General features: G+C 37.4%; 16 protein-coding genes. 1 reads left to right on the top strand and 15 read right to left on the bottom strand.

The genetic code is table 11. The features are described from left to right. Window positions 1-47: 47 nt before the first annotated feature. From F0220_RS07930 to F0220_RS07920, 3 genes are all read right to left on the bottom strand, one after another. Window positions 48-1,337, bottom strand: coding sequence for a hypothetical protein (locus F0220_RS07930; protein ID WP_149846471.1), 1,290 nt, complete (start codon window positions 1,335-1,337; stop codon window positions 48-50). A gap of 151 nt (window positions 1,338-1,488) precedes the next feature. Next, the gene (locus F0220_RS07925; RefSeq protein WP_149846470.1) at window positions 1,489-2,049 is read right to left on the bottom strand and encodes a hypothetical protein; all 561 of its coding nucleotides are present in this window, start codon (window positions 2,047-2,049) and stop codon (window positions 1,489-1,491) included. Between the two features lie 178 nt (window positions 2,050-2,227). Further along, on the bottom strand, window positions 2,228-2,869 hold the full coding sequence (locus tag F0220_RS07920; protein ID WP_149846469.1) for a hypothetical protein: 642 nt from the start codon (window positions 2,867-2,869) through the stop codon (window positions 2,228-2,230). A gap of 549 nt (window positions 2,870-3,418) precedes the next feature. Between F0220_RS07920 and F0220_RS07910 the strand changes: the two genes are divergently transcribed. Next, entirely contained in the window at window positions 3,419-3,814 is a 396-nt protein-coding gene (locus tag F0220_RS07910; protein ID WP_149846468.1) for a hypothetical protein, read from the top strand. A gap of 44 nt (window positions 3,815-3,858) precedes the next feature. On the opposite strand, the gene F0220_RS07905 is transcribed toward F0220_RS07910, so the two are convergent. From F0220_RS07905 to F0220_RS07850, 12 genes are all read right to left on the bottom strand, one after another. After that, window positions 3,859-5,484 (bottom strand): serine hydrolase domain-containing protein, encoded by a 1,626-nt coding sequence (locus F0220_RS07905; RefSeq protein WP_188310534.1) that lies wholly within the window; start codon window positions 5,482-5,484, stop codon window positions 3,859-3,861. Window positions 5,485-5,777: 293 nt separating this feature from the next. Continuing rightward, window positions 5,778-6,332, bottom strand: a complete 555-nt coding sequence (locus F0220_RS07900; RefSeq protein WP_149846466.1) for a hypothetical protein — start codon at window positions 6,330-6,332, stop codon at window positions 5,778-5,780. Between the two features lie 112 nt (window positions 6,333-6,444). Continuing rightward, a complete protein-coding gene (locus F0220_RS07895) occupies window positions 6,445-7,008 on the bottom strand; it encodes a hypothetical protein (RefSeq protein WP_149846465.1) in 564 nt (187 codons plus the stop codon). Between the two features lie 148 nt (window positions 7,009-7,156). Continuing rightward, on the bottom strand, window positions 7,157-7,501 hold the full coding sequence (locus F0220_RS07890) for a hypothetical protein (RefSeq protein ID WP_149846464.1): 345 nt from the start codon (window positions 7,499-7,501) through the stop codon (window positions 7,157-7,159). Window positions 7,502-7,964: 463 nt separating this feature from the next. Further along, the gene (locus F0220_RS07885) at window positions 7,965-8,459 is read right to left on the bottom strand and encodes a hypothetical protein (RefSeq protein WP_149846463.1); all 495 of its coding nucleotides are present in this window, start codon (window positions 8,457-8,459) and stop codon (window positions 7,965-7,967) included. A gap of 57 nt (window positions 8,460-8,516) precedes the next feature. Beyond that, window positions 8,517-9,266: a metallophosphoesterase family protein gene (locus F0220_RS07880; RefSeq protein WP_149846462.1), complete on the bottom strand. Its 750-nt coding sequence runs from the start codon at window positions 9,264-9,266 to the stop codon at window positions 8,517-8,519. 190 nt (window positions 9,267-9,456) lie between these two features. After that, entirely contained in the window at window positions 9,457-9,777 is a 321-nt protein-coding gene (locus F0220_RS32825; protein ID WP_223199891.1) for a tyrosine-type recombinase/integrase, read from the bottom strand. Next, window positions 9,762-10,058, bottom strand: coding sequence for a phage integrase N-terminal SAM-like domain-containing protein (locus tag F0220_RS32820; RefSeq protein ID WP_149846460.1), 297 nt, complete (start codon window positions 10,056-10,058; stop codon window positions 9,762-9,764). The genes F0220_RS32825 and F0220_RS32820 overlap by 16 nt, the downstream gene beginning before the upstream one ends. Next, window positions 10,033-10,263 carry a hypothetical protein gene (locus F0220_RS07865; protein ID WP_149846459.1) on the bottom strand — a complete coding sequence of 77 codons (231 nt, stop codon included), beginning with the start codon at window positions 10,261-10,263 and terminating at the stop codon, window positions 10,033-10,035. Before F0220_RS07865 ends, F0220_RS32820 begins: the two co-directional genes overlap by 26 nt. A 210-nt stretch (window positions 10,264-10,473) precedes the next feature. Further along, a complete protein-coding gene (locus tag F0220_RS07860) occupies window positions 10,474-10,767 on the bottom strand; it encodes a hypothetical protein (RefSeq protein ID WP_223199890.1) in 294 nt (97 codons plus the stop codon). A gap of 12 nt (window positions 10,768-10,779) precedes the next feature. Continuing rightward, window positions 10,780-12,006, bottom strand: coding sequence for a WXG100 family type VII secretion target (locus F0220_RS07855; RefSeq protein ID WP_223199973.1), 1,227 nt, complete (start codon window positions 12,004-12,006; stop codon window positions 10,780-10,782). A gap of 330 nt (window positions 12,007-12,336) precedes the next feature. Next, window positions 12,337-14,139, bottom strand: a complete 1,803-nt coding sequence (locus F0220_RS07850) for a serine hydrolase domain-containing protein (RefSeq protein ID WP_149846457.1) — start codon at window positions 14,137-14,139, stop codon at window positions 12,337-12,339. Window positions 14,140-14,145: the final 6 nt, after the last annotated feature.

Here is a 14,145-nt window from a genome sequence, read left to right as displayed (position 1 = left end):
AGCGTGAATCTTGTGTTAGGTGATGTTTTCACCTTCTATGAGTAAACTTACGATATTATTTCATTTTTTGTGTTTGTCATTTTCTCAATAAAAGCTTCATATTCAGCTGTTTGTCGAACAGAATTAAAAATTGGCCATTTTTTTAAATGTTCAAGAGATATCTCCGAAGGACAGACCTCTGGAAGAATATTAAAAAAATTATTAAAGTCATCCTTAAGAGCGAAAAAACATAGTTGGAAATCCAGACTTCTATCAGAAAAATCTTCCTTCTCAATTTCACCAATTACCTGATCATACTCGTTTAAATTTTTAAATGATTGCCAATAGTTAATAAGCCCCATAGTTTTACTACGATTACCAATCTCTCTTTCATTTATTAGTAAACTAAACACTTCTCTAGATAATTTCCACTTTCCTTGAAGCATAAATTCAAATCCATATTCTTGTATAAGATCCTGACGAACCATAGACACTTTTTCGAATTTTTGCCACAACTCCAGTGCAAGAATTACTCCTACATATTCAATTAAATCAATTGTTTCATCCATATATTCATTAGTAATAATTATCTTCTTCCCAAGGCTAAAATCTTTAACTAAATCTTGATTTACTCTTGATAAATAAATGTTATTTACAATTCCTTCATTATGAACAAAGAGATTTCTTCTCTGAAAAACTTCAAAAAGTTTAGCCTCTATATCAGTTAGGAATAGAAATTTTGATTTATAGTTTTTTTTCATATACTCAATCCAATCCAGTATATTCTTTCTCATTATTTGTTCAACTTCATTTTCAATTAGATATATTTCTGCATTTTCAAATGAGCCAAGCTTTCTAATTTCTTCGAGAGTTAAAGATCTTTCATCAATATTCAAAGCACTAGGATAATCAAATAAACGTTTTTTAATAATACTCGCAACTAATAACTCAAAAAAAGTAGCAAGACTTATCAATGAACTTTGGTATAAGATATTAACTTGATTCTTATTTAATTTGTAAGATTCAAACTGATCTTTTATCTTTCCAGTAAGACCGCCAGTCATTGTAACTTTTGCGGTTTCTGGTTCTTCTAAATCAATTTCTAAATTGAATTTCTCCTTGAGTTTCTCTTCCAGTTCTTCAAATTTTTCATTATGGTCGTTAAATTCAGAAGGATTTATTTTCTTGCGAATAAGAAGCTCTATTGCATTATCAAGAGATTCAACGAATTTGTGATCACTTTTTTGATTATCAAGCGATAATGAAACACTTTTGATGTACGTTCTTAGTGAATTAATATTAAATATAAATTTTTTAAATATAGTTTCAAATTCGACTTGAGCTTTTGTTCTTTTCATGTTTACCATCCTTTGCAATAATTTCACCTAACGTTCCTGTATTCACGACTCGACGCCTGTCGAGTGTCCGGCGTATGCCGGATCAAGGGCGTATGCCCGCAGCGTGAATATATTGTTAGATGATGTTCCTGGCTTTTAGCTTTACACTCAATCAATATTTATTTATTAATTTAATCGTGCGTTTCTCATATCTTTCTATCATTCTTTCAATATTAAAGACATGCTCTCCTGATGAACTAACACTATATCCTTTCTCTTCTAATCTCTTAAACAACCATGTTAAACCCTCGGTTCCTTTCCCATAAAGCCCTTTATTAAATTCATCTAAGAATTCATTTAATTCACTATCATTTGTACTTATTTCAAAAAATATATCTTGAGATTTATTGTTTTTTGCCTGCAACCTATAAATAAGGCATGGGACTATTATCGTTGCCATACATGATACTCCAGCAATAACAAGTTCAATACATCCATTGTTGATACTTTTAATTTGTGCTCTATTTCTGAATTCTCTAAGCAAATAATTATTTCTTGTCATAATGAATTTTTGTCTTGAGGATAAAAAGTTCTCATCAATAAGCGAAAATCTTTCGTTTTGCATCAACTCACTAAAAACAATCAATTGATATAAATCTGTAGAAAAATACCCCAATTCATACAACGTATTATTACCAAAATTAAATTTAAGTTTTAATTCATATGTTCCCACGATAATTTCTCCTTTAATTTAGTATATCTATTGCTTTTAAGGAATTTCATCTAACGTTCCTGTATTCACGAACCCCGAAGGGGTTGTCTGCTGAAATCCCTCCTCGAATTCCTTCCCGCAGACCAAGGCTCCAACGGAGCCGTTGCTTGAATATTATGTTAGGCGATGCTGCAATGAATCACTCACAAAAATCTTCCAAGTAGTGTCTACTCACCTTGTTAGAAAAATCAATGAAGGTCTCTATAGATTCTTTAATACTTATTATTAATTCTGATATGGGCAACTCTTGTCCTAATCTGATTTCATTAGACGAAAACAATGAATTTAATAAAATTGTATTCCTTACGTGCTCTGCAAACAAGAACCTTTGGTCGTTCTCTTCGTAAAATATAATTTCATTGCTCAACGCTTTTAATGCTTCTGATAGTTCGTTCCTTTGAGGTTTGGAGTAATGATAAGTTATGTTTCTTGCGTTTGTTAATTTTTGCAATAAATCTGCCTTTGCACCGTTTCTAAATAGAAGTTTAAGAGCCATATACATCTGGATTAACTGCTCAGGTAAAGAATTAATATATGTCCTTATTTCTGCTAATTTTTCAGACTCCTCTAGATAGAAAATAGCCTCTCTTAGGGAAGCAGTGAGAATTTTAAGGATAGATGGTGCTTCTGAAATCAAGTCCGAAAGCACGTCTGAAGATTTGAATAACTTCTTCTTTAGAAAGAGAAAATCATTATGTATGACTGCCAATCCAACTACCCACTTAGCAACATCATTATCACTTGGAAAAACCTCGTTCATGCGGATAATAGCATAATCCATTAATGTACTCCTCTTTATTATTATCTACTACGAAGTTTCGCCTAACTACCTAATCTATGTACTTCGTAAATACCACACTTCCTGCCTGATATCTGAACTAGGTATATGATAACCTATACGGTGACTTTTGCGAAGAAAAATTTGGTGAAAAAGGGAGAATTATAGGGAGGCTCAATTCCCGTATCCATATGATCCGATTGGCTTTGAATGCGATGAATATTTTTCATACTAACATGCGTATAGCGCTGAGTTTGTTCGTGCACTTTTATAACCGAGTAGCACCTGGATGTACCGTAGATCTTTCCCGTTTTCCAGCAAATGAGTGGCGAAGCGCATGAATACTCACCACTTTTGCAATCCCTGCAGGCTGTCTAGCTTCTTCGAAAACCTGCTGCAACGATTCTTTGATCGATTGGTTTTTTACTTACTAGCATTTCATTGAAACAATCTACTTACAGATAACGGAAAATGCTGATAGAATAAACGGATGATAAAGTTGTTTTCACACAGTGATATTGTTAGTAGTACACACATAAGGATGGTGTTTATTTGAATAACAAGAAGTTAATATTTAGCGTCTTTACACTTTGTATTCTAATCATATTGGGTTTTCTCAGGTGGGATAATCTTGAATCCAGCGCAGACTTGCATTATAAGTATGATCGATGGGCAGGTCAAAAATGGGTAGAGTTCTATCCGCCGCTAGCTGCTTCTTCCAACAGCATGGAGTTTCCACTTATATATATAGATGAAACTCATCCGAATGATATAAATAAATATTTAGGAAAACAAGCTCTCTCTGGAGAGTTAGTGAACAAGTGGGTTGAACGTACAAAGTTAACAGATGGATATATAGGTCTATTATTATTGAATATTCTAATGGTCATTTACAGTTTCTTCAAAAGCCAAAGAGCATATAAACACAAAGACAGCAGTCCCCGATGAGGAACTGCTGTCTTTCACTCCAATACCTCTTCATGAGTGCCCTTCTAAAAATACAAATCCCATCCCACAATAAAAGTAGCAAATAGGAAAGCCGATACTCCGGTCATGATATATACAACCTTTCGCTTTTTGCTGTAACTTATCTTCCACAGTTTGTAGATTAGCAAGACAAGATATGCTAAAGCTAGAATCACATAAATCAGGTTAAAGATGAGATGAATTCGTAATGAAGAATAAGAGGCGTTTAAACTCAATGCTCGCATGGCTAGTACTGTAGTATTCAGTAGGAATGCCAGACCTGCAATATTAATGGCAACATGATATTTATCAAACCCTGTCCCGGGTCTTTCCCATTTTTTCAATCTGTAAAAACATAATCGGATAAAATAGCCAATCACAGCTCTCAAATTGAATACGATGGCTATTGCAAGAGCTATTAAAGAGGCAATGATCCAGATCATCGTTGAGCTTGATACACGTACATAATCATTGTAAGTAAAGGAGACCTTCTCAACGACACCATCTTTCTCAACAACATTGGTGAAGTTACTAAGATCAAATGTGGAATACTTTTTCAGCAAGAGAATCGAATAAAGCTTCGTAAATCCAGAACCGGAACGTCGTGTAGTGAGATAATATCCATCATTTCCAGAGGTTACAGAGCTAGTGCTGTAATTATCCCCAAACAATTTCTGGACAAGACCGAAACAATATACCTCTTCTTCGAACTGGTTGGTCATCACCACTAACCCAAAATTAGATTTCGGGTCAAAGATCAATTTATTCGAAAACCCCAATGTATTCCCACCGTGTTCCAGTGCAGGTGTCCAGTACTCTACCTCAATGAATCCATGTGCGATTCGAGGGATAGAAGTTCCATCATAATACAGACTGGTTGACAGCATTTCGTTTAAGGTTTCTTTGTTCTTGAATAATAAATTACCACGATTGATTGGCATCAGGGCTGCTAGGAATTTTGCTGCATCTTCTGCGGTGCCCATGGCACCTCCTGCAGGATATATGTTCATGTATACTTTGGTTTTGGGGATGAGTTCGGCATTAGCAGTATAGCCTTGAATCTGATCCCTTCTCAGCACGAGGTCTGGACGATCTTGATGTGATGGATGAATCGTAGTTTCTTTCATATCCAGTGGTTTAAATATATGTTCATTCACGTATTCGTAAAAAGGTTGTCCGCTCTGCACTTCTACGATGTAGGCAGCCATAGCAACACCATAGTTTGAATAAGCAAATACACTCCTCGGTTCATAGATCTGTCTTGGCTCAAATTTTTGCAATGTTTCTCCCAGATCCATAACTTGATTCTCGGATAGATACCATAACTCAAGCATCCTATCCTCCCAACCCGCTTGATGATTCATAAGATCTAATAGCGTAATGGGGGCATCATACTCCAGCTTCTTTAGAAACCCTTTCGGTAGATATTCCTGAATATTAGTATGTAGATCGAGCTTTCCCTGCTCGACAAGCTGCATTACACTCGTCCAGACCAACAGTTTAGTGACGGAACCCCATTCAAAAACAGTAGAGCTGTCCGCCTTTCTCTGTTGCTCAATATCTGCATAGCCATAGGCCTTACTATAAATCGTTTCCCCATTCTTGATAGTCACAATTGAAACGGCAGCGGTGTTTTTCTCATGCGTAGCCACATAAGAATCGATCGTCTCCTCTAGCGAGGACAACGGAATCCTGGAAGGCGTAGTCTCCACATTCTCTATCTCAGCGTGGGCCGGTAACCCGCATGCCATAATGAGAAACACGAATAACAGAACACAGGCGACCACTTTGTTAGCATAGCCATGCCTTCGAACTATTTGCATTAGCTGATCTCCTTTAACATTAAAAATAACTGTAATTTCATCACGATATAAAGGTATCAGGGCAGAGCAACCTTATAGTCCTGCATTTGCTCCCGCCTTTACGAATGCGTTCTCAATAAAATCTAACCAAACCAGAAAATCATTCTTACATCTTCCGTACTCCCTAATTTCAATAACTTTGGAATGGTTACATTGATAAATTCAGAGCATGTATTTTTAATATTTCTGTACTCCATAAATTGATCACAATAATAACTTTGATCCCAATTGAACTGAAGGATCTCCTCCAATAAAAGCCAACTGTGGTCATAAAAATCTTCTTTATCCTCAAGTACAACTTCACTTAAGTCTGGCGAGGTATCTACCGGAATTCCTCGTGGCGAAGATATGAAAGGTAGATTTTGATCATTCCTGGTGTTTGATAAAACACTAAACAAATCATAATTCCGCCCCCCACTATAAAATTCATGAGGATCACTTAGTTTCAATTTAGAGATCTTTTTTTCTGGAAACAAGTAATAATCAGGATTAATCATCCACTTATCCATACTGATCCAGCGAGCAGTACTATTCAATTCTTCCTCACTCTTTGTTATTTCTCTTACAGCACCATTATTCCATTCATATTCTCTCCTGTAATGCCTTACCTCTACAAAGAAACAAATGTCTGTACCCATGTATCCTCCTGATTTGTTTATTGTTAAATCTATTCTACAATGTTCTGGGATATCTGAGAGCCTGGTTTCTTATGCAATGATTTCACCTATCTATTTTGGTGTGACCGCTGAATTACTTCTTAGAATAATCATACACGTTATATCCATCGTACTTCACATAGAATCCCTCACTTATTAATTTCTGTTCTTCCGTTTCAATTCCGAATGAGAACGATGCTTCAAGACCAATACCTGTCTGAACTACGGAGAGCTGATTCATGTTTTTATCATATAACCGTACTTCCTCTGGTGAATAAGTAAACGTTCCATTCTCATTAAACAGACCATTATATATGAACTCCCCAGATGGATCATCCATATTAAATGTAGTCCTAAAACTAAAATAAATATCATCATCTCTGTTCTGCACATCTAATATCAAATTGCTGCTATGAGTCTCTGATACTTTGATATCTCTTTTAAGAGGTTCACCTGCACTGAATGGAATCCATTCAGATTTCACAAAAATTTGAATCGGCATTTCTGGAGTTCTCAGCGTCAATGCATATCCATCTTGATTTAAAACCTTGTTTGTTATACCCTCATTCGTATAATTTAACGTGTAGTATTTATAGATGAATAAGAAGATTAAGATAAAACTGACGGATAACAAGACCACTATATTTCTCTTCTTCATATTCACTCTCCCCTCACTTTCCCTAATACGAATCGATCTGTTCCTCCACAGAAAGCAACTGAATTCAAGAATCTTTGAACTATCCACACATCCTAATCAGTATCTTAGTTACATCTATGATGACGATGTCACCTTCGAGAATCTTTTATTAGTATTCACCGTTATATTCAACGAAACTGGTTTGTTTAAACCGTGTAATATGATAAGGAGTATACATATTCTTAGTAGCTGGACTGATTTTTTCAATTAAACTAATTGCTGCATCTATATGCCCATCTGATGAAAAAACGTCCTCATCTAGGAATCCACTTAAGAGTGCTGCATCATCTTTATTTTTCAAGCAAAGATATCCATACCCAGGATCAACTATTACTAGATTTATTATGTCAGCTTCTGCTTGTTCTTTAGATCGATTAAAAAACCTGATTATAATGTCATTGTCTTTGAGATAGATCTCAGTATCACAAGAAAAATTCTTATAATTAAACTTCATGCTGTTTGCTCTCCCACTTTTATACGTATGTTTTCATTCTAATTGTAACTCTTTCTTGTAACCTGTTATGTTCACGAGTCTGTAATCCTTAAGTGACTAACGAGGATGATTCGACAGCCTGAGAAGTGCAAATTTGTCCATTAACCCCACTGATATAGATCTAAGATAAATACTTCATTACCTATGGAACATCCTCCAAAGTAAGTACATTACTTATTCCTTCTAAATATCCATTAATTTTATTGCATAGTTCATGATTCATAGAGTCACATCCAATATTTTAGTGAATTTACTCCGGTGTTATGATATACCAATAAAAGTAAACTCTCTAATGCCACATATGGAACTGATAGTAGAACCGCATGTCGGGTGTCCCGTGAATGACGGACCAAGAGCGTATGCCCGCAGCGTGAACATTATGTTAGCTGATGTCACTGACTTCTTGAAAAACCCTCAATAATATTTAAAAAATCACTAACTTGCCAGAAGGCCACGTTCCTTCCCATCCACAAGGATAATGACCGATTGAATATATGTATAATAAGTGATCGGAGTAAAATTTATTGCGGTTATTCCCTAACTCATTTAAATAACTGTATTCCATAATGATGTTCAAAATGTCCCATCTTACACATTCACCAAACATATCATCTAGTTGAAACGCATTTCGAGTTTTATTCAGCTGCTCGTTTAAAATCTCATCGCTAATTGTCTTTGCCTCTTTGACTAAGGCATTCCAATCTAAATACTCTTTTGAAAAATGATTATGCAAATATGAAGTTAATTGATTTCTAGTCTTCAAAGTTGTTTCTTCCCATTCTTGAGAATCACAATATTCAGAAGCTTCAACCCAAGAATTAGTGTAAAGTATGGTGTTACTCTGATAATCTCTCATTCCACATTTACTAAACCACTCAATGTTAGATAGCATTTTTATTATTTCTTGGTTTATCTTCACGTAATAGCTCCTTCCCGCAGACCAAGGCTCCGAAGGAGACGTAGCTTGAATATTATGTTATGAGATGTTATTTCCATCTTTGAAATCTCTCTCAAGTTGGTTCCCATGAAATGCTTTTATCATAAACTCTCTGTCTGGAACTTTTAACTGCTCAAAAGACTCCAAAAATGCTTTATTATCATATGTGATTCCTATAAGCTGAATATTCACTGTTCTTTTTTTCAGTTCTACTACCGCGTATCTTGCAATCGCATGATCATTACAACCTAAAGCTCCAGGATTCAAATAAACTCTTTGATCTGTCTTGAAGTAATGGATTGGATGATGATGACCAAAACAAACGAGACTATACGGTGAGCCTTCATACCTTGCGTCTAATTTTAATCCCGAAGGGGTTTCATCTATTATTTCTCTTTCTTCTTTCTTCATATGGTAATGCGTTATTAATATTTTTTTCCCTTCTATTTCAACTTCTAATGTCTGAGGGAGATTTTCTATAAACTTGATATTTTCTTTTTTTAGCTGCTTACCGACCCACTTATGATGTTCAGCAATCATTTCATGACCTGGCAAGGTATCTTTCCCTTGCAGTAGTTTTAAAACCGCTTCTTCATGATTACCTGAAACCGCCGATACATCCTTACGATTCATTATCTCTTCAAGCACTTCGTTAGAGTTAGGGCCGATACCAATCATATCACCCAGACAATATGTATGTTCGATGTCCCCGCGGAAAACAATATCAGAGAATACGGCACTCAATGCCGGATAATTACCATGTATATCAGTTATAATTGCAATCTTCATTTAGGATTCTCCTTCAATCACTTTTATTTATCTTTGATATTTTTTCTTGCAATAATTTCTCATAACATCTAATTTATGTACTTCGTAAATACCACACATCCTGCATGATATGTGAACTACGTATATGATAACCTATGGTGTAGTATTTGCGAAGAAGAATTTGGTAAAAAAGGGGGATTTATCGAAGCATTCAATCTCCCAAATCCATCCGATCCAGCCGGCTTTGAATACGCTGGATATTTTTCGTACTCACATGCGTATATCGCTGAGTTGTACGTGCACTCGTATGACCAAGTAACTCCTGAATGTAGCGCAGGTCTGTCCCGTTCTCTAACAAATGAGTGGCGAAGGAGTGTCTCAACGCATGGATACTTACCTTTTTCATAATTCCTGCGCGTTGTCTAGCTTCTTCAAAAACCTTCTGTACGCTCCGCTCGGTAAGATGTCGTTCAGAAGATTGGCCCGGAAATAGCCAACGATTGGGTCTGTATTCATCTATGTATTTCTGCACCCTATCCCAGGCGAGGCTTGAAAGAAGCGTTCTCCATGTTTGCAATAGAAGCGGAGCGCGCTAATGGTCTGATTCACGCTTGAATGGGAAATTCCTCGCTCCAGCAAACCTAAACAATACATCTGAACATTGGAAGTAGTGACATCCTTATTTTTAAGGCTAAGGCTGCTTAGAAAACGCTCGACCTGATTACAATACGCTTTGATCGTTTTGCGACTATATCCTCGTAACTTTAGTGCCTTCTGTAACGGTTCTTTACTCCGGGGTAATCTGAACTTCATCTGGATCAAACTGGCTCGTAAACTCCTGGATGGCCGCAATAGTGCAGGGTATGATCCACATTTTCTGTTTGGGTTCCCACTTTCTGCCCGTAATCTGGCGAATGCACTGAATATATGCAGGGTTATAGGGACAACGAATATGCAATGAATCAGTGGAACCTTTAGTTATGGTAATCTTCTTTTCCGTTGTAGTATCATCGTTCATAGGAAACTCTCCTTTGTTTGAGTCTATGTCTTTCTCCGCAATTCTGAGAAATAAAAAGGAAGGCTATCCTCATCCCAAAAAGGGAATCAGATGACCTTCCGATGCTTTCGGAACATATATGATCTTTAAAAGAAAGATGGGCACAGTCAGTGCAATAAAAACTGCCACTCCATGTAGATTCAACAAAGTATACCTACTGTCAATTTGTCCTCATGGATAACAGTAGACGATTGAACCCGCAGGTATTTCGTCTGGGGATATACTTTTACCCAAACATATACCGATATTCTTTTTACCCGCAATAGAATGATTAATTTGAGTAGAAACAACTCCAAACACTTGCTCCTCCCCATCCGTTTTTTTGATAATAATCTGGTCACCGATCATCTCTTTGATTGTTGACGGAGTTAGTTCATCCAACTCTTCATTGGCTCCCATGACGATGGTTCCGAATTCCGGTGTATCGAAGACTAACCCAACGCCAAACAGCATTTTAGTTTCCATTGTAAGGCCTCCTTATCTCTGATCTATGAATAGCTCGCCTTTGACATCTCGCACTCTGAGATCGGCATTACGAAGTCTAACCATCGCGTCTCTTAATAAAGCATACCGTTCAGTAGAATTGAGTTCAGGAGCAAACCTTGCTGCCCGGATACTTGCCTGAGCCTCATCAAGAGCATAGTTTCTCTTGATGACTTCAGGAGGAAGATCATAAAGTGGGAACGATCTGCCTGCGATAGAAGCCTCATAGTGCCCAACAATCTCGTGAGCTAGTGTAGCATTCATTGAAATGCGTGTATTCGCACTCAAAGTCCCTACTCCCGGGGCTGCTGCTGGTAAGACATCCGTATTGATGACCAAGCGATTATACATCATGCCTGTATTCCAGGTATCATAATAACCAGGTTGTGCGATTAAGATATTTTCTTCGGGGAAATCAAGCTTGTTCAAGTAACTCTTTATCTCAATCTTTTGGTTATCCGTCAGCGGAAGCTCATTGCGTTGTCCGTCACTTAAAATCTGTCTAAAATCCACTGCGCCCTCATATTTGACAGGGGTATCGATATGCAGCTTTGGTTTGAAAACAGAGCTTACCCCTAATACCATACCACCTGTACCAAGCATACTTGCCCAATGTTCACTTGACCAAGCATTTGTAGGCAAAACGGCTTCCCTAATCGTTCCATGGACTCCAAATGTCAACCAGTTCAGTGTGTCTTGAGGCGACTCTAAAGCTTTGTCAGCTCGATCAACATACCCGTTTACGAGTCCACTTGGAATACCAAATGTCCAGTAATCCAGAAATCCGCCTACACTATCATATCTCTTCTGATATCGGTCATCTGCCGATTGTATAAATGCTTGTCCTAGCTCTTTTAAACTATCTACAGACTTCTCAATTGCATTCCGATCGTCTACACCTTCCTGTGGGCCACAAGCATTCGGTGGGGGTGGTGGTAAACAGTTCATGTCTACTTGCCCTTCCGACTCGTGATCAGCTTGGAGAAATCGTTCTCCATGGTTATGTAACACAGTTGATATTGAACTCATAAGTGTGACAACTTCAGTCATAACAAGCTGTGACTTCTTGAAATCATAGTAGAACCTTTCTCTAGTACTCCCATCCCAGTTCGCTTCTATATCAGTCATGCTTCGTAGAAGACTTTCATTCATGTGTTGAAGGGTAGTATAAGCTGTAGAGAACTGTTTACTAATTGCGAAAAGTTGCTCTGGCGTAACCATAATTCTCGTCATAGAATACCTCACACCTACTAAAGAAATATTTAGTTTCTGAATTCAGGGAATATCTGGATTTTACCGTTCATTTATTACCTCTGTCAAATACCTGTAGCAATAAGCCAGTAAAGGATCTAAACTAGAGCCCTGATCATTTTTGTTGTTACCTTTGACTTTGTTTATATACTTGTCCAACTAATTTAAAGACAGCAGGTCCCGATAAGGAACTGCTGTCTTTATGTCTTTGTAATTGACCTCACTTAATATCACTTATATATAGGAGTCATCCGCAAGCCTTTGTAATGTTTGAAATATCTACATTCAGCGTTTACCTCTCTAAACATACAATTTCCATCCCACAACAAAAGCAGCCAAGATGAACGTCGAGATACCAGACATGATGTACATCACCTTTTGCTTTTTGCTGTAACTGTTCTTCTGTAGTTTGTAAATAAGCAAGCCAAGATACGCCACTGCTAGAATCACATAAAGTAGGTTAAACATTAAATTGATCCGTATCGAAGAATGAGCAGGATAATTTGGAAGTCTCGTGTGTATGATTAAAAGGTTAAGAGGAAGTAGCGCACCTGCAACATTAATTGCAAGATGATATTTATTAAAATCTATCCGAGGATTTCCTCGTTTATTTCGTTTGTAAAGTAGTAGCATCCGGATAAAATAGACGAGCAAAGCAGTCACACTGAAAAGGATAGCTAGTATGACAGGAATAAAAGATATTACAATCAAGTTCACCTTCCATTTCGATACAGGCAAGTAATCCATGTAAGGAGTGAAGGAAATTTTCTCAACCACGCCATTATGCTCGACCACATTATAAAGACTACTTAACTCAGCTTTTGAAAATTTCGTTATATCAAGCTGTCTGAATAAATCGGTAAATCTAGCGGCAGGCCGTCGTGCAGATTGAAAATATCCTCCCCCCTCTGAAGTAACTCTATTAGAATTGACATTATCACCGAAAATCTCTTTAATAAGCCCATAATAATAAATCTCTTCAAAAGACTGATTTGTCATAACTACCATCCCGAATTTAGATTCCGGATCAAAAACAAGTTTACTGGAGAATCCTTTCAAATTTCCCTCGTGCATCAGTGTAGGCACCCAGTATTCCATCTCAACGAACCCATGCGCAAATCGCGGAATAGAGGTCCCGTCATAATAGAGACTTGTCGACAACATTTCGTTCAACGTATCCCTGTTCTTAAATAATACATTGTTATCATCTACTGGCATCAGCGCTGCAAGAAATTTGCCTAAATCTTCTGCTGTCCCTATGGCTGCCCCTGTAGGATAAAACGTTACGTATACTCTGTTCTCAGGGATCAGTTTCAAATCTTTTGTATACCCTTCAATCTCATTCCTTCTCTGAACTAGGTCTGGACGATCTCGCCCCGTTGGATGAACCGTAGTGTCGTTCATATGAAGAGGTTCAAAGATATGTTGATTAACATATTCATAAAAAGGTTGTCCACTTATCTCTTCCACGATGTAACCAGCTAGACCAACGCCGTAGTTCGAATAACCCACGATGCTATTCGGTTTATAGATCTGTTTCGGCTCATTTCTACGCAGTGTTTCTCCTAATTCTAACGTTTCATCCTCCGAGTAATAAAACACCTCGGCCGCTGTTTGATCTTCCCAACCCGCATTGTGATGCATCAAGTTCAATAGGGTAATTGGATCATCGTATTTCAGCTTTTTGAAAAATCCCTCTGGCAGATATTCTCTGATATCCGTCTCCAAATCAAGCTTTCCTTGTTCGACAAGCTGCATCACACTCGTATAGACCAACAGTTTAGAGATGGAAGCCCATTCAAACACAGTAGAGTTATCCGCCTTTCGCTGATTCTCAATATCTGCGTAACCATATGCCTTATTCACAATAGTTTCACCGTCTTTGATAGCCACAACCGAAACGGCAGCGGTATACTTCTCATACGAGGCAACATAAGCATCAATCGTCTCCTCTAACATGGATAAAGGAATCCGTGATGGTGTAGTCTCAACCTGTTTCTCATCAGCGTGGGTAGGTGCTGCTATTGCCATAATGATAAATATGAATGACAGAACACAAGCGATTACTTTGTTAACCGTGTGATGTCCACGAATCATCTGCATTAGCTT

The organism is Paenibacillus sp. 37, assembly GCF_008386395.1.
Classification (GTDB): Bacteria; Bacillota; Bacilli; order Paenibacillales; family Paenibacillaceae; genus Paenibacillus; species Paenibacillus amylolyticus_B.
The sequence above is the reverse complement of the archived record's forward strand: the minus strand, read 5'-3'. Positions and strand labels throughout refer to the sequence as shown.

What these genes read in the sequence shown, in the direction of transcription:
- F0220_RS07920 (WP_149846469.1), bottom strand. Translation starts at nt 2,869, where the DNA reads ATGGATTATGCTATTATCCGCATGAACGAGGTTTTTCCAAGTGATAAT.
- F0220_RS07890 (WP_149846464.1), bottom strand. Translation starts at nt 7,501, where the DNA reads ATGAAGTTTAATTATAAGAATTTTTCTTGTGATACTGAGATCTATCTC.
- F0220_RS07895 (WP_149846465.1), bottom strand. Translation starts at nt 7,008, where the DNA reads ATGAAGAAGAGAAATATAGTGGTCTTGTTATCCGTCAGTTTTATCTTA.
- F0220_RS32820 (WP_149846460.1), bottom strand. Translation starts at nt 10,058, where the DNA reads ATGAAGTTCAGATTACCCCGGAGTAAAGAACCGTTACAGAAGGCACTA.
- F0220_RS07930 (WP_149846471.1), bottom strand. Translation starts at nt 1,337, where the DNA reads ATGAAAAGAACAAAAGCTCAAGTCGAATTTGAAACTATATTTAAAAAA.
- F0220_RS07900 (WP_149846466.1), bottom strand. Translation starts at nt 6,332, where the DNA reads ATGGGTACAGACATTTGTTTCTTTGTAGAGGTAAGGCATTACAGGAGA.
- F0220_RS07850 (WP_149846457.1), bottom strand. Translation starts at nt 14,139, where the DNA reads ATGCAGATGATTCGTGGACATCACACGGTTAACAAAGTAATCGCTTGT.
- F0220_RS07860 (WP_223199890.1), bottom strand. Translation starts at nt 10,767, where the DNA reads ATGGAAACTAAAATGCTGTTTGGCGTTGGGTTAGTCTTCGATACACCG.
- F0220_RS07855 (WP_223199973.1), bottom strand. Translation starts at nt 12,006, where the DNA reads ATGGTTACGCCAGAGCAACTTTTCGCAATTAGTAAACAGTTCTCTACA.
- F0220_RS07865 (WP_149846459.1), bottom strand. Translation starts at nt 10,263, where the DNA reads ATGAACGATGATACTACAACGGAAAAGAAGATTACCATAACTAAAGGT.
- F0220_RS07880 (WP_149846462.1), bottom strand. Translation starts at nt 9,266, where the DNA reads ATGAAGATTGCAATTATAACTGATATACATGGTAATTATCCGGCATTG.